At 38.9% G+C, this 20,831-nt stretch carries 21 protein-coding genes; 17 read left to right on the forward strand and 4 right to left on the reverse strand.

What is annotated here, in order from left to right; genetic code table 11:
- The first annotated feature begins 60 nt into the window (after positions 1–60).
- The 17 genes from GMD6S_RS05695 (at position 61) to lacG (ending at position 15,586) form a co-directional block, all read left to right on the forward strand.
- Positions 61–768, forward strand: a complete 708-nt coding sequence (locus GMD6S_RS05695; protein ID WP_000638515.1) for an IspD/TarI family cytidylyltransferase — start codon at positions 61–63, stop codon at positions 766–768.
- 4 nt (positions 769–772) lie between these two features.
- Positions 773–1,795: a ribitol-5-phosphate dehydrogenase gene (locus tag GMD6S_RS05700; protein WP_000609907.1), complete on the forward strand. Its 1,023-nt coding sequence runs from the start codon at positions 773–775 to the stop codon at positions 1,793–1,795.
- 16 nt (positions 1,796–1,811) lie between these two features.
- Complete coding sequence (locus GMD6S_RS05705) at positions 1,812–2,669, forward strand: phosphotransferase family protein (protein ID WP_000413082.1); 858 nt, start codon at positions 1,812–1,814, stop codon at positions 2,667–2,669.
- Between the two features lies 1 nt (position 2,670).
- Positions 2,671–3,549, forward strand: coding sequence for a DMT family transporter (locus GMD6S_RS05710; RefSeq protein ID WP_000791836.1), 879 nt, complete (start codon positions 2,671–2,673; stop codon positions 3,547–3,549).
- A gap of 11 nt (positions 3,550–3,560) precedes the next feature.
- Positions 3,561–4,250 carry a sugar phosphate nucleotidyltransferase gene (locus GMD6S_RS05715; protein WP_000643950.1) on the forward strand — a complete coding sequence of 230 codons (690 nt, stop codon included), beginning with the start codon at positions 3,561–3,563 and terminating at the stop codon, positions 4,248–4,250.
- Between the two features lie 190 nt (positions 4,251–4,440).
- Entirely contained in the window at positions 4,441–4,917 is a 477-nt protein-coding gene (locus GMD6S_RS05720) for a PTS sugar transporter subunit IIA (protein ID WP_000521987.1), read from the forward strand.
- 37 nt (positions 4,918–4,954) lie between these two features.
- Positions 4,955–5,260 (forward strand): PTS sugar transporter subunit IIB, encoded by a 306-nt coding sequence (locus tag GMD6S_RS05725; RefSeq protein WP_000590551.1) that lies wholly within the window; start codon positions 4,955–4,957, stop codon positions 5,258–5,260.
- Positions 5,261–5,314: 54 nt separating this feature from the next.
- Positions 5,315–6,790, forward strand: coding sequence for a PTS galactitol transporter subunit IIC (locus tag GMD6S_RS05730; protein WP_000382518.1), 1,476 nt, complete (start codon positions 5,315–5,317; stop codon positions 6,788–6,790).
- A gap of 107 nt (positions 6,791–6,897) precedes the next feature.
- A complete protein-coding gene (locus tag GMD6S_RS12215) occupies positions 6,898–7,794 on the forward strand; it encodes an aldose 1-epimerase family protein (RefSeq protein ID WP_000234150.1) in 897 nt (298 codons plus the stop codon).
- Between the two features lie 286 nt (positions 7,795–8,080).
- Positions 8,081–8,506, forward strand: a complete 426-nt coding sequence (gene lacA, locus GMD6S_RS05740) for a galactose-6-phosphate isomerase subunit LacA (RefSeq protein WP_000029277.1) — start codon at positions 8,081–8,083, stop codon at positions 8,504–8,506.
- Positions 8,507–8,535: 29 nt separating this feature from the next.
- Positions 8,536–9,051: a galactose-6-phosphate isomerase subunit LacB gene (gene lacB / locus GMD6S_RS05745; RefSeq protein ID WP_001216921.1), complete on the forward strand. Its 516-nt coding sequence runs from the start codon at positions 8,536–8,538 to the stop codon at positions 9,049–9,051.
- A gap of 10 nt (positions 9,052–9,061) precedes the next feature.
- Positions 9,062–9,991, forward strand: coding sequence for a tagatose-6-phosphate kinase (locus GMD6S_RS05750; RefSeq protein ID WP_000604304.1), 930 nt, complete (start codon positions 9,062–9,064; stop codon positions 9,989–9,991).
- Position 9,992: 1 nt separating this feature from the next.
- Positions 9,993–10,973, forward strand: coding sequence for a tagatose-bisphosphate aldolase (gene lacD / locus GMD6S_RS05755; RefSeq protein ID WP_001229132.1), 981 nt, complete (start codon positions 9,993–9,995; stop codon positions 10,971–10,973).
- A gap of 238 nt (positions 10,974–11,211) precedes the next feature.
- A complete protein-coding gene (locus GMD6S_RS05760; RefSeq protein WP_000285700.1) occupies positions 11,212–12,048 on the forward strand; it encodes a PRD domain-containing protein in 837 nt (278 codons plus the stop codon).
- A 35-nt stretch (positions 12,049–12,083) separates the two neighbouring features.
- A complete protein-coding gene (locus tag GMD6S_RS05765; protein ID WP_001078319.1) occupies positions 12,084–12,401 on the forward strand; it encodes a PTS lactose/cellobiose transporter subunit IIA in 318 nt (105 codons plus the stop codon).
- Complete coding sequence (locus GMD6S_RS05770) at positions 12,401–14,095, forward strand: lactose-specific PTS transporter subunit EIIC (protein ID WP_001037492.1); 1,695 nt, start codon at positions 12,401–12,403, stop codon at positions 14,093–14,095. Before GMD6S_RS05765 ends, GMD6S_RS05770 begins: the two co-directional genes overlap by 1 nt.
- 84 nt (positions 14,096–14,179) lie before the next feature.
- On the forward strand, positions 14,180–15,586 hold the full coding sequence (gene lacG, locus GMD6S_RS05775) for a 6-phospho-beta-galactosidase (protein WP_000169240.1): 1,407 nt from the start codon (positions 14,180–14,182) through the stop codon (positions 15,584–15,586).
- 39 nt (positions 15,587–15,625) lie between these two features.
- Here the strand turns inward: lacG and GMD6S_RS05780 are convergent, their stop codons facing one another.
- The 4 genes from GMD6S_RS05780 to nrdH all read right to left on the reverse strand — a co-directional run bounded on the left by GMD6S_RS05780 (position 15,626) and on the right by nrdH (position 20,142).
- Positions 15,626–16,393, reverse strand: coding sequence for a DeoR/GlpR family DNA-binding transcription regulator (locus GMD6S_RS05780; RefSeq protein ID WP_000917587.1), 768 nt, complete (start codon positions 16,391–16,393; stop codon positions 15,626–15,628).
- Between the two features lie 139 nt (positions 16,394–16,532).
- Positions 16,533–17,495, reverse strand: coding sequence for a class 1b ribonucleoside-diphosphate reductase subunit beta (gene nrdF, locus GMD6S_RS05785; RefSeq protein ID WP_000451373.1), 963 nt, complete (start codon positions 17,493–17,495; stop codon positions 16,533–16,535).
- A 188-nt stretch (positions 17,496–17,683) separates the two neighbouring features.
- Positions 17,684–19,843, reverse strand: coding sequence for a class 1b ribonucleoside-diphosphate reductase subunit alpha (gene nrdE, locus GMD6S_RS05790; RefSeq protein ID WP_000523273.1), 2,160 nt, complete (start codon positions 19,841–19,843; stop codon positions 17,684–17,686).
- Between the two features lie 80 nt (positions 19,844–19,923).
- On the reverse strand, positions 19,924–20,142 hold the full coding sequence (gene nrdH / locus GMD6S_RS05795; protein ID WP_000259240.1) for a glutaredoxin-like protein NrdH: 219 nt from the start codon (positions 20,140–20,142) through the stop codon (positions 19,924–19,926).
- Positions 20,143–20,831 lie beyond the last annotated feature (689 nt).

Genomic DNA, 20,831 nt, shown 5'->3' on the forward strand with positions numbered 1-20,831 from the left:
GCAGATTGTGATATAATAGATAGTAATGAGTTTTTTAGAATAAACTAAAGGAGAATATAAATGATCTATGCAGGAATCCTAGCCGGAGGAACTGGCACACGCATGGGAATCAGTAATTTACCAAAACAATTCTTGGAGTTGGGTGATCGACCTATTTTGATCCACACAATTGAAAAATTCGTCTTAGAACCAAGTATTGAAAAAATTGTAGTTGGAGTTCATGGAGACTGGGTGTCACACGCTGAGGACCTAGTTGACAAGTATCTTTCTCTCCACAAGGATCGCATCATCATTACCAAAGGTGGGGCTGATCGCAATACCAGTATCGAGAAGATTATAGAAGCCATTAATGCCTATCGTCCAATCACTCTAGAAGATATCGTGGTTACCCACGACTCTGTTCGTCCTTTTATCACACTTCGCATGATTCAGGACAATATCAAACTTGCTCAAGATCATGATGCGGTTGACACAGTAGTAGAAGCGGTTGATACCATTGTTGAAAGTACAAATGGTCAGTTTATCACGGATATTCCAAATCGTGCTCACCTCTATCAAGGTCAAACACCTCAGACATTCCGTTGCAAGGATTTCATGGATTTGTATGGTTCCCTATCTGATCAAGAAAAGGAAATCCTGACGGATGCATGTAAAATTTTTGTTATCAAAGGAAAGGATGTTGCTCTAGCTAAAGGGGAATATTCAAACCTTAAAATCACAACGGTGACAGACTTGAAAATCGCGAAAAGCATGATTGAGAAAGACTAAGGCTATGATTAATCAAATTTATCAACTGACCAAACCAAAGTTTATCAATGTAAAATATCAAGAAGAGGATATTGATCAGGAGAATCATATCCTGATTCGTCCAAATTATATGGCGGTTTGTCATGCGGATCAACGTTACTATCAAGGGAAGCGTGATCCAAAGATATTGGCTAATAAACTTCCTATGGCCATGATTCATGAGTCTTGTGGAACTGTTATTTCAGATCCGACTGGGACTTATGAAGTCGGTCAAAAGGTAGTTATGATTCCCAATCAACCGCCTATGCAGAGTGACAAGGAGTTCTACGAGAACTACATGACCGGAACCTACTTCCTATCAAGTGGTTATGATGGCTTTATGAGAGAATTTGTCTCTCTTCCAAAAGATCGTGTTGTGTCTTATAATGACATTGAGGACACAGTTGCAGCCATTACTGAGTTTGTGAGTGTTGGTATGCATGCCATGGATCGTTTCTTAAATCTTGCTCATAGCAAGAGAGAGCGCATCGCTGTTATCGGAGATGGTAGTTTGGCCTTTGTGGTTGCAAATATTATCAATTATACCTTGCCAGAAGCAGAGATTATCGTGATTGGACGCCATTGGGAAAAACTGGAACTCTTCTCTTTTGCAAAAGAGTGCTATATTACTGATAATATCCCAGAGGATTTGACCTTTGATCATGGATTTGAGTGTTGCGGTGGTGATGGTACAGGACCAGCTATCAATGACCTGATTCGCTATATTCGTCCACAGGGAACGATTCTCATGATGGGAGTGAGTGAATACAAGGTTAATATCAATACACGAGATGCTTTGGAAAAAGGATTGTTATTAGTAGGATCATCTCGCTCAGGACGCGTCGATTTTGAGAAGGCCATTCAAATGATGGAAGTTAAAAAGTTTGCAAATCGTCTGAAGAATATCCTTTATGTTGAAGAACCAGTGAGAGAAATCAAGGACATTCACCGTGTCTTTGCTACAGACCTTAATACTGCTTTCAAAACAGTATTTAAGTGGGAAGTGTAGAAGATGGAGGTTAATTGTGGAGAAACTCATCAAAGAAAAAATTTCTTCTTTACTATCTGATGAAGAGGAAGTACTCAGTGTTGAACAGTTGGGAGGCATGACCAACCAAAACTATTTGGTTAAAACAACCAACAAACAGTATATTGTGAAATTTTTTGGTAAAGGGACTGAAAAACTCATCAATCGTCAAAATGAAAAGTACAATCTTGAACTTTTAGAGGATTTAGATTTAGATGTCAAAAATTACCTCTTTGATATTGAGTCAGGGATTAAAGTAAATGAATACATCGAATCAGCAGTAACTCTTGATTCAACATCAATCAAGTCCAAGTTTGAAAAGATTGCACCAATTTTACAAACCATCCATGCTTCAGGGAAAGAATTAAGAGGAGAGTTTGCTCCTTTTGAGGAAATCAGCAAATATGAATCCTTGATTGAGGGAGCTATCCCTTATGAAAACTATGAAGCTGTAAGAAAAGATGTATTTTCACTAGAAAAGAGATTGGCTGATTTGGGTGTTGATAGAAAGTCCTGTCACATCGATTTGGTTCCAGAAAACTTCATCGAGTCACCTCAAGGTCGCTTGTATTTGATTGACTGGGAATACTCTTCCATGAATGATCCAATGTGGGATTTGGCAGCACTTTTCTTAGAGTCTGAATTTACAAAGCAAGAGGAAGATGCTTTCCTTTCCTACTATGAAAGTGACAAAACGCCTGTATCACGTGAGAAGATTCGTATCTATAAAATCTTGCAAGATACTATCTGGAGTTTGTGGACAGTGTACAAAGAAGCTCAAGGAGCTGATTTTGGAGATTACGGTATCAACCGTTACCAAAGAGCTGTCGAGGGTTTGACTTATTATGGAGGTTAGGATGAAGAATAAAAATGGTGTTTCTTTTGGTCTGCTCTCTGGTATCTTCTGGGGATTAGGTCTAACGATTAGTGCTTATATCTTTTCAATTTTTACAAATCTCTCACCTTTTGTGGTGGCTGCTGCTCATGATTTCTTGAGTATCTTTATCTTGTTAGCTTTTCTTTTGGTAAAAGAAGGAAAAGTTCGCCTCTCTATTTTCTTAAATATTCGAAATGTGAGTGTTATAATCGGAGCTTTACTAGCAGGACCAATTGGTATGCAGGCCAATCTTTATGCGGTTAAATATATCGGTAGTTCACTAGCTTCATCTGTATCAGCTATCTATCCAGCAGTTTCAGTTTTTCTAGCCTTCTTCATTTTGAAACACAAGGTTTCAAAGAATACAGTATTTGGTGTTTTCTTGATTATTGCAGCTATCATTGCTCAAACCTATAAGGTTGAACAAGTTAACTCGTTTTACATTGGGATTCTTTGTGCCCTTATCTGTGCCATTGCCTGGGGGAGCGAAAGTGTTCTCAGCTCCTATGCTATGGAAAGTGATTTAAGTGAAATTGAAGCCTTGTTAATCCGACAAGTAACCTCATTCTTGTCCTATCTTGTGATTGTGCTCTTTTCACACCATTCATTTGCAGAAGTGGCAGATGGGCAGTTACTAGGCCTCTTGCTTGTCTTTGCAGCCTTTAACATGATTTCCTACTTAGCTTATTATATCGCCATTAATCGTTTGCAACCTGCGAAAGCGACAGGTTTGAATGTGAGCTATGTAGTTTGGACTGTCTTATTTGCAGTTGTTTTCTTGGGTGCACCGCTAGATATGCTGACAATCATCACTTCACTTATTGTTATGGCTGGTGTTTATATTATTATTAAAGAATAAAGGAGATTCGTGTGAAAGCGATTATTTTAGCAGCGGGCTTAGGAACTCGTCTACGCCCTATGACTGAAAATACACCAAAAGCTTTGGTTAAGGTTAATCAAAAACCCTTGGTAGAATACCAAATTGAGTTTTTGAAAGAGAGAGGAATTGATGAGATTATCATCGTTGTCGGTTACCTCAAAGAACAATTTGACTACCTAAAAGAAAAATATGGTGTCCGTTTAGTCTTTAACGACAAGTATGCTGATTACAATAACTTTTACTCACTTTATCTAGTAAAAGAAGATTTGGCTAACAGCTACGTCATCGATGCAGATAACTATCTTTTCAAAAATATGTTTCGAAACGATCTTAAACGTTCTACCTATTTTAGCGTTTATCGTGAAGACTGTACGAACGAGTGGTTCTTGGTTTACGGTGATGACTACAAGGTTCAAGACATTATTGTTGACAGCAAGGCTGGTCGCATTCTGAGCGGAGTTTCATTCTGGGATGCACCAACTGCTGAGAAGATTGTTGGCTTTATTGACAAAGCTTACGAAAGTGGTGAATTTGTTGATCTCTACTGGGACAACATGGTTAAGGATAATATCAAAGAATTAGATGTCTATGTCGAAGAATTAGAAGGAAATAGCATCTATGAAATTGATAGTGTAAAGGACTACCATAAGTTAGAAGAGATTTTATCTACTATTGAGTAAGGAAAGAGAAGAAGGCTTGGGCCTTCTTTTTTTGTGGATTTTACAACAAGAATGTTTGATATTGATTGTATTCTTTAAATGAAACAAAAATTACAAAAAAAAGAACAAAATAAAACAAAAATTATTGACAACGATTTCATATAGTGTTATACTTATAGCATAAAAGATAATTGAAAGAAGGGAAAATGTTATGGGATTAGATCATTTCTTTGACAAAAACCTAGTGTTTTGCTTAGAAGCGAATAATCAAGAACAACTCTTTGATCAGGTAGCAAGCTTGTTGGAAGAACGAGAAATTGTCACTCCAACTTATCGTGAAGCCTTGATCACGCGTGAAAAGTCATTTCCAACTGGTTTAGATATGGAATTTCTAGGAAAGGACTTGCCAAATGTAGCGATTCCTCATACAGATATTGTTCATAATCTAGCTGAGAAAGTAGTGGTTGTTCGATTAGAAAAACCAGTAACTTTTCACAATATGATAGCTCCTGATAAGGAAGTAGAAGTATCCCTACTCTTCTTTATCATTAACAACTCAAGTTCAAGTCAAACAAATATTCTGGCTCAGTTGATGGACTTTTTCACAGGAAATGGACATCTGGAAGATCTATCAAAAATTTCCGAACCAGAAAAACTTTATGCTTACATTGCTGAAGCAACCGCTTAATCTTGTCTATTAAAATATAAAATCGGAGGAAATCCAAATGATTAAAATTCTTGCTGCCTGCGGTGCAGGTGTTAACTCAAGTCACCAAATTAAAAGTGCTCTAGAAGAAGAACTTTCAAACCGTGGTTATGATGTTCACTGTGATGCAGTCATGGTGAAAGATGTAAACGAAGACCTTATCAAGGGCTACGATATCTTTACACCAATCGCTGCAACTGACCTTGGTTTTGAACCAGGTATTCCAGTAATTGAAGCTGGCCCAATCTTGTTCCGTATTCCAGCGATGAGCGCTCCAGTATTTGACAATATTGAAGCAGCTATCAAAGAACACGGACTAAGCTAATTTATTCTTTATCTTGTTAACATTCATATAACTAAAAAAACGGGAGGAACTATTATGGATGTCATTATCGAACTAGCCAATAAGCTGTTCAAACCTATCTTGGATATGGGTGGACCAATTATCATGCTGATCATTTTGACAGTATTGGCTCTACTTTTTGGAGTGAAATTCTCCAAAGCGCTTGAAGGTGGTATTAAACTTGCCATCGCTCTTACTGGTATCGGTGCTATCATCGGTATGCTCAATGGAGCTTTCTCAGAATCACTTAAAAAATTCGTTGAAAACACTGGTATCCATTTGAACATCACTGACGTTGGTTGGGCACCACTTGCTACCATCACTTGGGGCTCTGCTTGGACACTTTACTTCTTGCTAGTAATGTTGATTGTCAACGTTGTGATGCTTGCAATGAAGAAAACGGATACACTTGACGTCGATATCTTCGATATCTGGCACTTGTCAATAACTGGTCTTTTGATTAAATGGTACGCAGATAACAATGGAGTTAGCCAAGGAGTTTCACTCTTCATCGCAACTGCAGCAGTTGTCCTTGTAGGTATTTTGAAGATCATCAACTCTGACCTGATGAAACCAACATTCGACGATCTTCTTAATGCACCAAGTTCATCACCAATGACTTCAACACACATGAACTACATGATGAACCCAGTTATCATGGTTTTGGATAAGATTTTTGAAAAATTCTTCCCAGGTCTTGATAAATATGACTTTGATGCTGCTAAATTGAACAAAAAAATCGGTTTCTGGGGATCTAAATTCTTTATCGGTTTCATCCTTGGTATTGTTATTGGTTTTATGGGGACTCCACAACCTGTTGAAGGACTTAAAGATGCTGCAAACTGGCAAGAAGTTATTAAAGGTTGGTTGTCTCTTGGTTTAACAGCCGGTGTAGCTTTGGAACTCTTCTCACTTATCGGATCTTGGTTCATCGCAGCCGTAGAACCACTTTCACAAGGTATTACAAACGTTGCTACTAAACGTCTTCAAGGACGTAAATTCAACATCGGTCTTGACTGGCCTTTCATCGCTGGTCGTGCTGAAATCTGGGCTTGTGCTAACGTACTTGCTCCAATCATGCTAGTAGAAGCTGTTCTTCTTTCAAACGTCGGTAATGGTATCTTGCCTCTTGCAGGTATCATCGCTATGGGTGTGACCCCAGCTCTCTTGGTTGTTACACGTGGTAAATTGCTCCGTATGATTATCTTCGGAACACTCTTGTTGCCTCTCTTCCTTCTTTCTGGTACTCTTATCGCACCATTTGCAACAGAACTTGCTAAAGGTGTAGGTGCCTTTCCTAAAGGTGTAGATAGTGCTCAATTGATTACTCACTCAACTCTTGAAGGACCAATTGAAAAACTATTTGGTTGGGCAATCGGTAATGCTACAACAGGTGATATCAAAGCAATCCTTGGTGCAGCAGCCTTCCTTGTATTCTATGTAGGTATCTTTGCTTGGTATAGAAAACAAATGATCAAACGTAACGAAGAATACGCAGCAAATGCTAAATAATTCGCTCCTATAAAATGTAAATTGTGAAAACTAGGTTGTTAATTTCCTACATTGGGAGTGGCAACCTAGTTTTTTATATAAAAATCTAAAAATAGTTGGAGAATATTATGGTAATTGAAATCAAATCAGACCAGTTAACGGTCCAGTTTAAAATCTTAGGTGGCGCCTTGTCGTCAATCAAGGACCGAGAAGGCATTGAGTATTTGTGGCAAGGAGATGCCACTTACTGGAGTGGACAAGCGCCAGTACTTTTTCCAATCTGTGGCTCTTTAAGAGAAGATACAGCCTTCTACAGTCATGCAGATGGAACAGAGACGAAAGGAAACATTCCTCGCCATGGTTTGGTCCGTAAAAAAGAATTTGAGTTGGTTGATCAAACAGAAAACAGCGTAACCTTTGCTATCGAAGATGATGAGAATACTTATCAAAACTATCCTTATCATTTCCGCCTTGAAATCACTTATAAGGTTACTGGCAAGACAGTTCGTACTCAATACAAGATTTTCAATAAAGAAACCAGCAAGGTCCTGCCATACTTTATTGGTGGACATCCAGGCTTTAATTGCCCTCTACTAGATGGCGAAACTTATGAAGATTACTATTTAGAGTTTGAGAAAGAAGAGACTTGCTCTGTTCCCCGTCCTTTCCCAGAAACAGGAATGTTAGACTTCCAAGATAGAAGTTTATGGTTGGATGGGCAAAAAGAATTAGACCTTAGCTATGATTTGTTTAGCACAGATGCAGTGACTTTGGATGAGTTGCAATCCAGAACAATTGCGCTTCGTTCTCGTAAGCATGAGAAGGGATTAAAAGTACACTTCCAAGAGTTCTCAAATCTCATCATTTGGTCAACTTTGAATAAGGGACCTTTCATTGCCTTTGAACCATGGTCTGGCTTATCAACTTCACTTGAAGAAGGAGATCATCTAGAAGATAAGAAGAATGTTCGTCTCTTGGAAGCTGGTCAAGTAGATCAGATTGGCTTTGATATTGAAATATTTTAGATAAAAAACCACAAAAACAAACATTTACTGTTGACTTTTTCTATAAATAGGAGTATATTATGTTTGTAAACAACAAATGATGTTTGTAACAAACAAATAATCACTTGTTATATTCTCTGTCGCAGAGAAAGTTTCTTTCTAGGAACTTGATTTCCTGGACTTGGATAAGGTGATATTCATCTCATTCAATCCAATTTGTCAATAAACTGCTAGAAAGTCTTTTGTAGGTAAACTGCTAACTATAAAAGTCTTTACTAGCCTAGAAAAATAAAAAGGAGTATACAATATGTCTATTGTTATCGGTGCAGATGCTGCAGGTTTGAGATTGAAAGAAGTAGTGAAAGACTTCTTGGAAAAAGAAAACTTCCACGTTGTGGATGTTACAGCTGAAGGTCAAGACTTTGTTGATGTGACTCTTGCTGTTGCTGCAGAAGTAAACAAAGAAGAACAAAACCTTGGTATCGTGATTGATGCTTATGGGGCTGGTCCATTCATGGTCGCAACTAAAATCAAAGGAATGGTTGCTGCAGAAGTTTCAGATGAACGTTCAGCTTATATGACTCGTGGACACAACAACTCACGTATGATCACTATGGGTGCACAACTTGTTGGTGACGAATTGGCCAAAAACATTGCTAAAGGTTTTGTTAATGGTAAATACGACGGTGGACGTCACCAGATTCGTGTTGATATGTTGAACAAAATGTGCTAATTAGATTACAGTAAGAAAGGTAAGTTAAAATGAGAATTGCAATTGGATGTGACCACATCGTAACAGATGAAAAAATGGCGGTTTCAGAATTTTTGAAATCAAAAGGATATGAAGTCATCGACTTTGGTACCTATGACCACACACGTACTCACTACCCAATCTTTGGTAAAAAAGTGGGTGAAGCTGTAACTAGCGGTCAAGCTGATCTTGGGGTATGTATCTGTGGTACTGGTGTTGGTATCAACAACGCTGTCAACAAAGTTCCAGGAGTTCGTTCTGCCTTGGTTCGTGATATGACAACAGCTCTTTATGCAAAAGAACAATTGAACGCCAATGTTATTGGTTTTGGTGGTAAAATCACTGGTGAATTGCTCATGTGCGACATCATTGAAGCTTTCATCAATGCTGAATACAAACCATCAGAAGAAAACAAAAAATTGATTGCGAAAATTGAGCACGTTGAAACTCACAATGCTCATCAAGCAGATGCAAACTTCTTTACAGAATTCCTTGAAAAATGGGATCGCGGTGAATACCACGACTAAGAGGTGACGCATGATTTTAACAGTCACAATGAATCCATCCATTGATATTTCTTATCCTTTGGATGAATTAAAAATTGACACTGTCAACCGTGTGGTGGACGTGACCAAGACAGCTGGTGGTAAAGGGCTCAATGTTACACGAGTGCTTTCAGAATTTGGTGATTCTGTTGTTGCTACCGGTTTGGTCGGTGGTAAACTTGGTGAGTTTTTAGTAGAGCATATCGATGATAAAGTAACGAAACGTTTCTTCTCCATTCAAGGAGAGACTCGTAACTGTATCGCTATTCTACACGGTGAAAACCAAACAGAAATCCTTGAAAAAGGTCCCGAAGTTCTGGAACAAGAAGGGCAAGATTTCTTGGCTCATTTCGAAAATCTCCTTGACACTGTGGAAGTAGTTGCTATCTCTGGTAGCCTGCCAGCAGGTCTTCCAGTTGACTACTATGCAAGCTTAGTAGAACTTGCTAATCGCAAAGGAAAACCAGTTGTTCTAGATTGCTCAGGTGCAGCACTTCAGGCGATTCTTGAATCACCACACAAACCAACAGTTATTAAACCAAATAACGAAGAATTGTCTCAGCTTCTTGGGAAAGAAGTTTCTGAGGATTTGGATGAATTAAAAGAAGTTCTTCAAGAGCCTTTATTTGCAGGGATTGAGTGGATTATCGTGTCACTTGGTGCAAATGGTGCTTTTGCAAAACATGGTGACACTTTCTACAAAGTAGATATTCCAAGAATTCAGGTAGTCAATCCTGTCGGATCTGGAGATTCTACTGTTGCAGGTATTTCATCAGGTCTTCTTCATAAGGAATCGGATGCAGAACTCCTCATCAAGGCAAATGTCCTTGGTATGCTTAACGCTCAAGAAAAGATGACAGGCCATGTCAATATGGCCAACTATCAAGCTTTATATGATCAATTAATAGTAAAAGAGGTATAAAATGGCTTTAACAGAACAAAAACGTGCGCGCTTAGAAAAACTTTCAGATGAAAATGGCATTATCTCAGCTCTTGCCTTTGACCAACGTGGTGCTTTGAAACGCCTCATGGCTCAATACCAAACAGAAGAGCCAACAGTGGATCAAATGGAAGAACTCAAAGTATTGGTAGCAGATGAATTGACTAAATACGCATCCTCTATGCTTCTTGACCCAGAGTATGGTCTTCCAGCTACAAAAGCGCTTGATGCCAATGCTGGTCTTCTCCTTGCTTATGAGAAAACGGGTTATGACACAACTAGCACTAAACGCTTGCCTGACTGCTTGGATGTTTGGTCTGCCAAACGCATCAAAGAACAAGGTGCAGATGCTGTCAAGTTCTTGCTTTACTATGACGTAGACAGCTCTGATGAACTCAACCAACAAAAACAAGCCTATATCGAACGCATCGGTTCAGAGTGTGTGGCAGAAGACATTCCTTTCTTCCTTGAGATCTTGGCTTACGATGAAAAGATTGCTGATGCAGGTTCAGCAGAATACGCAAAAGTGAAGCCACACAAGGTTATCGGTGCTATGAAAGTCTTCTCAGACCCACGCTTCAACATCGATGTTTTGAAAGTGGAAGTTCCAGTCAATGTGAAATACGTTGAAGGCTTTGGTGATGGAGAAGTCGTTCATACACGCGAAGAAGCAGCAGCCTTCTTCAAAGCTCAAGACGAAGCAACAAATCTTCCTTACATCTACTTGAGTGCGGGTGTATCAGCTAAACTCTTCCAAGAAACGCTTGTCTTTGCCCACGAATCAGGCGCAAACTTCAACGGTGTTCTTTGTGGACGTGCAACATGGGCTGGATCAGTTGAAGCCTACATCAAAGACGGTGAGGCAGCAGCTCGCGAATGGCTTCGCACAACTGGTTTTGAAAACATTGACGAACTCAACAAGGTTCTTCAAACAACAGCGACTTCATGGACTGAACGTGTATAAGTTTTCCCCCCCTAATCTTAGGAACATTGATCTAAATAAAAATTTTAAAAAAAGTTACATGTAAAGGTTTACAAAAAAACTGACTTGTGCTATACTTAAATCACAAGTTAATACAAGGTGAGTGTTACTAAGTAATATTAGGCATGATCACAGATGGATTAGAAATCAAAGGATTTTCTAGTTCATTTGTGGTCATTTTTTATACTCATATACCTTTAAGAGATAAAAGGAGGTTGCCATGTATCGAATTCTAAACCCAATGAATCACAACGTCTCACTTGTCAGAAATGACAAAGGAGAAGAAGTGATTGTGATTGGTAAAGGGATTGCATTTGGGAAAAAGAAGGGGGATTTGATTGCTGAAGATCAAGTTGAGAAAATCTTTCGGATGAAGACAGAAGAGTCCAGAGAAAATTTTATGGCTCTCCTCAAAGATGTTCCGCTGGATTTTATCACAGTGACTTATGAAATCATTGATAAGCTATCAAAGAAATATCATTATCCGATTCAAGAGTATCTCTACGTAACCTTGACAGATCATATTTACTGTTCTTACCAAGCTCTAGCACAAGGAAGGTACAAGGATAGTAATCTGCCAGATATTTCCACTAAGTATCCTGTCGCTTTTCAAATCGCAAAGGAAGCTTTTGAAATCTATCGTCAGAAGTTGACAGATCATTTCCCTGAGGATGAAATTATTCGGATCGCTTATCATTTCATCAATGCCGAAGGGGAGAATGAAGTTCAAGTGGTTGAGTCGATTGATAAGAGGAAAGAAATTCTCAGGAATGTTGAAGAAGTGCTAAAGGGTTATGCAATTCAACGAACCAAAGAGAATAATCATTTCTATGATCGTTTTATGATTCATTTGAATTATTTCTTGGATTATTTAGACAGATCTAGAGATGATAACCAATCACTTCTGGATATGGAAGATCATATTAAACAATCCTATCCAAAAGCGTTCGAGATTGGTTCCAAGATCTATGATGTGATTACGCAATATACGGGTCTTGATTTGTATAAAAGTGAACGAGTTTATCTAGTTCTACATATCCAACGTTTATTGTCATAAAAATTTAATTAAAAATACATAAGGAGAATTCTATCATGAATAGAGAAGAAGTAACATTGTTAGGTTTTGAAATCGTAGCCTATGCTGGCGATGCTCGTTCAAAACTATTGGAAGCCTTGAAGGCTGCTGAAGCTGGTGATTTCGCAAAAGCGGATAGCTTAGTTGAGGAAGCTGGTGGCTGTATCGCCGAGGCTCATCACGCGCAAACAAGTCTATTGACCAAGGAGGCAGCTGGTGAGGATTTGGCTTATAGCGTGACCATGATGCATGGCCAAGACCACTTGATGACTACCATTTTGTTAAAAGATTTGATGCACCATTTAATCGAACTCTATAAGAGAGGAGTTAAGTAATGAACAAACTAATTTCATTTATCGAGAAAGGAAAGCCTTTCTTTGAGAAACTGTCTCGTAATATCTATCTTCGTGCTATTCGTGATGGTTTCATTGCAGGGATGCCTGTTATTCTCTTCTCAAGTATCTTTATCTTGATTGCTTTTGTACCAAACTCATGGGGCTTTAAATGGTCTGATGAAGTTGTTAATCTCCTCATGAAACCTTATAGCTATTCAATGGGGATTCTAGCTCTCTTGGTAGCTGGTACAACAGCTAAGTCATTGACCGACTCAGTAAACCGTAGCATGGAAAAAACCAATCAAATCAACTATATGTCAACACTTTTAGCTGCGATTGTTGGTTTGTTGATGTTAGCAGCTGATCCGATTGAAGGTGGCTTTGCGACAGGTTTCCTTGGAACAAAAGGTTTGCTTTCAGCATTCCTTGCTGCCTTTGTTACTGTAACCATCTATAAGGTTTGTGTTAAGAACAACGTCACTATTCGTATGCCTGACGAAGTTCCACCAAATATCTCACAAGTCTTTAAAGATGTGATTCCATTCACTCTATCAGTGGTTTCTCTTTATGCTCTCGATTTACTAGCTCGTCATTTTGTTGGTGCAAGCGTAGCTGAATCAATCGGTAAATTCTTTGCACCGTTATTCTCTGCTGCTGATGGTTATCTAGGTATTACGATTATCTTTGGTGCCTTTGCCTTCTTCTGGTTTGTTGGTATCCATGGTCCATCTATCGTTGAACCAGCAATCGCAGCTATTACCTATGCAAATGCCGAAGTCAACTTGAACCTTCTCCAACAAGGGATGCATGCAGACAAGATCCTTACTTCAGGTACACAAATGTTTATTGTTACCATGGGTGGTACAGGTGCAACACTGGTTGTTCCATTCATGTTCATGTGGTTAACTAAATCAAAACGAAATCGTGCAATCGGACGTGCTTCAGTAGTGCCAACTTTCTTTGGTGTAAATGAACCAATCTTGTTTGGTGCACCGCTTGTATTGAACCCGATTTTCTTTATTCCATTTATCTTTGCGCCAATTGCTAACGTATGGATCTTTAAATTCTTTATTGAAACGCTTGGCATGAACTCATTTACTGCCAACCTTCCTTGGACAACACCAGGTCCTCTCGGTATTGTTCTCGGTACAAACTTCCAATTCTTGTCATTTGTACTTGCTGCTTTGTTAATTCTTGTAGACGTAGCCATTTACTATCCATTCCTCAAGGTTTATGATGAACAAATTCTTGAAGAAGAGCGTTCAGGTAAAGCCAATGATGAATTGAAAGAAAAAGTAGCAGCAAACTTCAATACTGCCAAAGCAGATGCGATTCTTGAAAAAGCTGGTGTAGAAGCAGCGCAAAACACAATTACTGAAGAAACCAATGTTCTCGTTCTCTGTGCAGGCGGAGGTACAAGTGGTCTCCTTGCAAATGCTCTAAACAAAGCAGCTGCGGAGTACAAGGTTCCTGTTAAAGCAGCAGCTGGTGGCTATGGTGCTCACCGTGAAATGTTGCCTGAGTTTGATCTGGTTATCCTTGCTCCTCAAGTTGCTTCAAACTTTGAAGACATGAAGGCCGAAACTGACAAACTTGGTATCAAACTTGCCAAGACAGAAGGTGGCCAATACATTAAACTGACTCGCGATGGAAAAGGCGCTCTTGCCTTTGTTCAAGAGCAGTTCGAAGAATAAAAGGTAAAGAGCGAAGAAGTGAGATGGAGTAATTCCTCCCAACTATATCCCCATCTCATTTCTATTTCTTGAAAGGTGAATCAAATGACAAAAACACTTCCAAAAGACTTTATTTTCGGTGGCGCAACAGCTGCCTATCAAGCAGAAGGTGCTACACATACTGATGGTAAAGGACCAGTAGCGTGGGATAAATATCTTGAAGATAACTACTGGTACACTGCTGAACCAGCCAGTGATTTCTATCACAAATACCCAGTAGACCTCAAACTTGCAGAAGAGTATGGTGTCAATGGTATCCGTATCTCAATCGCTTGGTCACGTATCTTTCCAACTGGTTATGGGAAAGTTAATGACAAGGGGGTTGAGTTCTATCATAATCTATTTGCAGAGTGCCACAAACGTCATGTTGAGCCCTTTGTAACTCTTCATCACTTTGATACGCCAGAAGCTCTACATTCAAATGGAGACTTCTTAAACCGTGAAAACATTGAACACTTTGTAGACTACGCGGCTTTCTGTTTTGAAGAGTTTCCTGAAGTTAACTTTTGGACAACCTTTAATGAAATTGGGCCGATAGGAGATGGTCAGTATTTGGTTGGGAAATTCCCTCCAGGTATCCAGTACGATCTTGCCAAAGTTTTCCAATCGCACCACAATATGATGGTGTCTCATGCACGCGCGGTAAAATTGTACAAAGAGAAAGGCTATAAAGGGGAAATTGGTGTCGTGCACGCTCTCCCAACCAAGTACCCACTTGATCCTGAAAATCCTGCAGATGTTATTGCGGCAGAGTTGGAGGACATTATCCATAATAAATTTATCTTGGATGCAACTTATCTGGGTCACTACTCTGAAAAGACCCTGGCAGGGGTAGAGGCTATCTTGGCTGCCAATGGTGGTAGCTTAGATCTTCGTGAAGAAGATTTCGAAGTATTAGAAGCTGCAAAAGACTTGAATGATTTCCTTGGAATCAATTACTATATGAGTGACTGGATGGAAGCCTTTGATGGAGAAACTGAAATCATCCACAATGGGAAGGGTGAGAAAGGAAGCTCTAAATACCAAATCAAAGGCGTTGGTCGTCGTGTAGCTCCTGATTATGTACCACGTACGGATTGGGATTGGATTATCTACCCTCAAGGTTTGTATGACCAAATCATGCGTGTGAAGAAAGATTATCCTAACTACAAGAAGATTTACATTACTGAAAATGGTCTCGGCTATAAAGATGAGTTTGTTGATAACACTGTTTACGATGATGGTCGTATTGATTACGTGAAGCAACACTTGGAAGTTTTGTCTGATGCGATTGCAGATGGAGCTAATGTAAAAGGATACTTCATCTGGTCATTGATGGATGTCTTCTCATGGTCAAACGGTTATGAAAAACGTTACGGTCTCTTCTATGTTGATTTTGAAACCCAGGAGCGTTATCCTAAGAAATCAGCTCACTGGTACAAGAAACTAGCTGAGACACAACTTATTGAATAAAATTCAACAAAAATTCCCCGCCAAAAGGCAGGGGAATTTTTATGGTTTTGATAAAAGAATGGTTGTTTGTTTCGACAAATCTTCAAATGTTTCCTGACTCAGTTTGGAATCTGAAACGATGGTATCAATCTCTGAGATATTGTAGAAAGTGTAAAAATCAAACTTATTAAACTTGCTGTGGTCTGCTAGTAAGTATTTTTTATTGGCATTGTTCAAGGCGATTCGTTGTACCTCACCCTCTTCTTCACTGAAAGTAGCAATTGCCTTATCCTTAATACCATTACAACTTACAAAAGCTTTAGAAAACTGAAGGTTGGTCAAATCCTGTAAGGTAAGTGTCCCTACAAAAGCACCAGTGATGGAGCGATAATTTCCGCCAATCAAGATCAAATCTGTTAGTTTTCGTTTGTTTAGGATTAGAAAAACTGGAAGACTGTTTGTTACAACACGAATATTATCAATTGGGAGCTCACGAGCAAAACATTCTAAGGTTGTTCCTGGCCCGATAAAAATAGTTTCACCTTCGTCAATCAAATGCCCTGCAAAACGGCTAATTTCTTGTTTTTCAGCAATCTGCAAGCCTTGTTTTTCGACGTTTGAGCGTTCGTTGTTTAAGAGAGAACCTGTACGAAGTTTTTCAGCGCCACCGTGCACACGAACCAGCAAATCCTTGTCTGCTAGTTCTTGTAAATAGCGGCGAGCTGTCATATCTGACACATCAAGACTCTCCATAATCTCTTTTACAGTAATAGTGCCTTTTGTATTTACTGCTTCTAGAATACTATCTAGTTTTTCTTGCTTTAGCATCCTTATCACCTCGATTTCTACTATTATTATCTTACCATAAAACGCTCAATCAATCAAATAGAAAAAAACAAAATAAAACAAAAACAAAAATATCATGGTTGTTTTAAACAAACCATGATATTTTGAATGATTGGTCAAATTAGTCCAAACCGTAGTTGTAATCCTCGTCTTGCATGGCTTCAACTTCACCAAGGAGGTAACCATTTCCGACTTGAGAGAAGAAGTCGTGGTTAGAAGTTCCTGTTGAAATACCGTTCATAACGATTGGATTGACATCATCAGCTGAATCAGGGAAGAGTGGATCTTGTCCTAGGTTCATAAGAGCCTTATTAGCATTGTAACGAAGGAAGGTTTTAACTTCCTCAGTCCAACCAACACCGTCATAGAGGCTTTCTGTATAGCCCTCTTCGTTCTCGTAGAGAGTGTAGAGCAGATCGTACATCCATTCTTTGAGCTTTCCTTGCTCTTCTTCAGGCAATTCGTTAAAACCAAGTTGGAATTTGTAACCAATATAAGTTCCGTGAACAGACTCATCACGAATGATCAGTTTGATGATTTCTGCAACATTGGCTAGTTTGTTGTTACCAAGATAGTAAAGCGGTGTAAAGAAACCAGAGTAGAAGAGGAAAGTTTCAAGGAAAACACTGGCAACTTTCTTTTCAAGTGGGCTACCATTGAGGTAGATTTCATTGATAATTTCCGCTTTTCTTTGTAGGTAGGGGTTAGTGTTGGTCCATTCAAAGATTTCTTCGATTTCGGCCTTGGTGTTCAAGGTTGAAAAGATAGAAGAGTAAGATTTTGCGTGGACAGATTCCATAAACTGGATGTTGTTGAAAACAGCTTCCTCATGTGGTGTACGGATGTCTGCGCGAAGTGCTTGAACTCCTGTTTCAGATTGCATGGTATCCAAAAGGGTCAAACCACCAAAGACTTTTCCAACCAAGTCTTTTTCTTTGTTTGATAGTTTTCTCCAGTCGTCTAGGTCATTTGACAAGGGGATACGCGTATCGAGCCAGAATTGCTCTGTCAGCTTTTCCCAAGTTGATTTGTCGATGACATCTTCGATGGCATTCCAGTTAATGGCTTTGTAGTAAGTTTCCATTTGAAATCTCTTTCTGTGTTTAATATTGCGAGCTCACAATTATTTCTATTTTATCATAATTCTAGAGGAGTATCGCACAAAAAGTCGGAAGCCCGACTTTTTGTTATTTCATAGTATAGATGCTTATTCCAGTCTAACACGGTGATTGAATCACTAATCTGAGAAAATGTAGTTTCCTCAAGCAAAAATTAAATCACACAGCTTTCACATTGGTTAGCACCGACTTCTCCACCATCGTCTGTAAAGGTACGGACGTAGTAGATAGACTTGATACCCTTGTTAAAGGCATAGTTACGAAGGATAGATAGGTCACGTGTCGTTTGTTTGTTTTCTTTCTTCCATTCGTAAAGACCTTTTGGAATGTCGCTACGCATGAAGAGGGTGAGTGAAAGCCCTTGGTCCACGTGCTCAGTCGCAGCAGCGTAAACATCAATCACCTTACGCATATCCATGTCGTAAGCAGAAGTGTAGTAAGGGATAGTATCTGTTGACAAACCTGCAGCAGGATAGTAGATTTTACCGATTTTCTTCTCTTGGCGTTCTTCAATGCGTTGCGTAATCGGGTGGATAGATGCAGAAACATCGTTGATGTAACTGATAGAACCATTTGGAGCTACAGCAAGGCGGTTTTGGTGATAAAGACCATCTGCTTGAACCTTTTCGCGAAGTTCAGCCCAATCAGCAGCACTTGGAATAAAGACATCTTTGAAGAGTTCTTTAACACGGTCTGATTTTGGAACAAATTCGCCTGTCACGTACTTGTCGAAGTAGCTTCCGTTAGCATAGTCTGATTTTTCAAAGTTGTGGAAGGTGATACCACGTTCACGCGCGATGTTATTAGATTCTACCAAGGTCCAGTAATTCATAAGCATAAAGTAGATGCTTGTAAATTCAACTGACTCAGCTGATCCATATTCGATCAGTTGTTGGGCAAGGTAGCTGTGAAGTCCCATGGCACCAAGACCAAAGGTGTGAGCCAAACTGTTTCCGTGGTCGATAGTAGGAACAGCTACGATGTGCGAACTATCCGTAACGAAAGTCAAAGCACGAACCATAGCGCGAATAGAACGACCAAAGTCAGGTGAAGTCATCATGTTGACCACGTTGGTTGAACCAAGGTTACATGATACGTCTGTTCCCATTTGAAGGAATTCTTGAGCATCGTTGATCAAGCTTGGTTCTTGAACTTGAAGGATCTCAGAACACAAGTTACTCATGATAATCTTTCCATCAACAGGATTAGCACGGTTGGCTGTATCAATGTTGACGACATAAGGGTAACCAGATTCTTGTTGCAATTTAGAGATTTCAGTTTCCAAATCACGCGCCTTTATTTTTGTCTTGCGGATATTTGGATTTGCGACTAATTCATCGTATTTTTCTGTGATATCGATGTAGTTGAACGGCACACCATACTCAAGTTCTACAGAGTACGGGCTGAAGAGGTACATTTCTTCATTTTTACGGGCCAATTCGTAGAATTTATCGGGTACTACAACACCGAGTGAAAGGGTCTTTACACGAACCTTTTCATCGGCATTTTCTTTCTTAGTTGAAAGGAAAGCGATGATATCTGGGTGAAAGACGTTGAGGTAGACAACCCCAGCACCTTGACGTTGCCCGAGTTGGTTTGAGTAAGAGAAGCTGTCTTCAAAAAGCTTCATAACTGGTACGACACCAGAAGCAGCACCTTCATAACCTTTGATAGGAGCTCCAGCTTCACGAAGGTTGCTGAGGGAAATTCCCACACCACCACCGATACGTGAAAGTTGGAGAGCTGAGTTGATGGAACGTCCGATAGAGTTCATGTCATCAGTTACTTGAATCAAGAAACAAGATACCAACTCTCCACGACGAGCACGACCAGCATTCAAGAAGGAAGGAGTAGCTGGTTGATAGCGTTGGTGGATGATTTCATTGGCAATATCAGTCGCAATCGCTTCATCCCCGTCAGCAAAATAAAGCGCGTTAAAGAAGACACGGTCTTCCATACTTTCAAGGTAATATTCACCGTCATTAGTCTTCAAGGCATACTGGTTGTAAAACTTATAGGCAGCCATGAATGATTTGAATTGGAAGTTTTGGTCCTTGATAAATTGATGCAATTCTTCCAAAAACTCTGGACGGTATTTCTTGAGAAATGCAGTTTCGATGTAGTTATGTTCAATAAGGTAGTTGATTTTATCAGTAATTGAATCAAAAACCATGGTATTTGGAACTACATTTTCTTTAAAGAAGGCATCCAAGGCTTCCTTATCTTTATGAAGCATGATTTGTCCATTGACAGGACGGTTGATTTCGTTATTGAGACGGAAGTAAGTTACGTCCTCAAGATGTTTTAATCCCATAAAATTTCCTTTATCTAATTACAAAAGAAAGGCCTCTAAGTTAGCCCTAGAAGCAATCTCTTCTGGATGATGTACTAAGATTATGCTAATTGTTTTAGTTTTCCTGGTTGGAAGCCTGAAAAGACTTCAGTTGGTGTTTGGATAACAGGAGCTGCGCTGAAACCGAGCTCTTTAACTTGATCGATGTACTCTGGTTGCTCGTCGAGATTGATCTCACGATAAGCGACATTGTTGCTGTCCAAGAAACGCTTGGTCATCTTACATTGGACACAGTTGTTTTTAGAATAAACGGTTACCATTTTCGTAACTCCTCTTTCAAAATAGATTACTTTCTTAGTATATCAGAAAAAAAAACTTTGTCAAACTTTTTAAACTAAATCTTGTGCTAAAAAGTTACAGTTTCAAAAACAAAGCACAAGATATAGTGTTTTGTCAGAGTGTAAAATTGGGTTTTCATTGAACTATCAAAGTTTATCAAAACAAAAAAACTATATACTGTATATTGGTAAGATAAATAGAAGATTTTCAGCAAGTTATCAGAAAGGAAAACGAAGAAAATAGCAAAAATCGTAAGAACAGGAATAAGTCTAGCTGAGACAATACTTTAATAAAATAGAAACTGTAATATTTACGAAAAAAAGAAATTTTCTACACAAGATGTCCCAATATTTTGTATTAGAATATCTAAAATATAACCAAAGTGGAAATGACAGATTATGATGTATTCATAAAAATGGATCATTGGTTAATTTTATATAGGATACTTATGAGTTTCGTATCCTTTCATAAGGAGTATATAAATACAATGTTTGAAAAAGTTCATTTTATGTGATACACTATCTGTGATTATAAGATTAAAAAATGGATATCTGAATGCTTTTGTTTGATAGAGAATGTTATCAGATTATAATTAGATTAAATGAATGAAAGAACACAGAATTAGGAGGCGCGTGGTGAAAGAAAATGATGTTATTTTAAAACGGCAATC

The organism is Streptococcus sp. GMD6S (assembly GCF_000297015.1).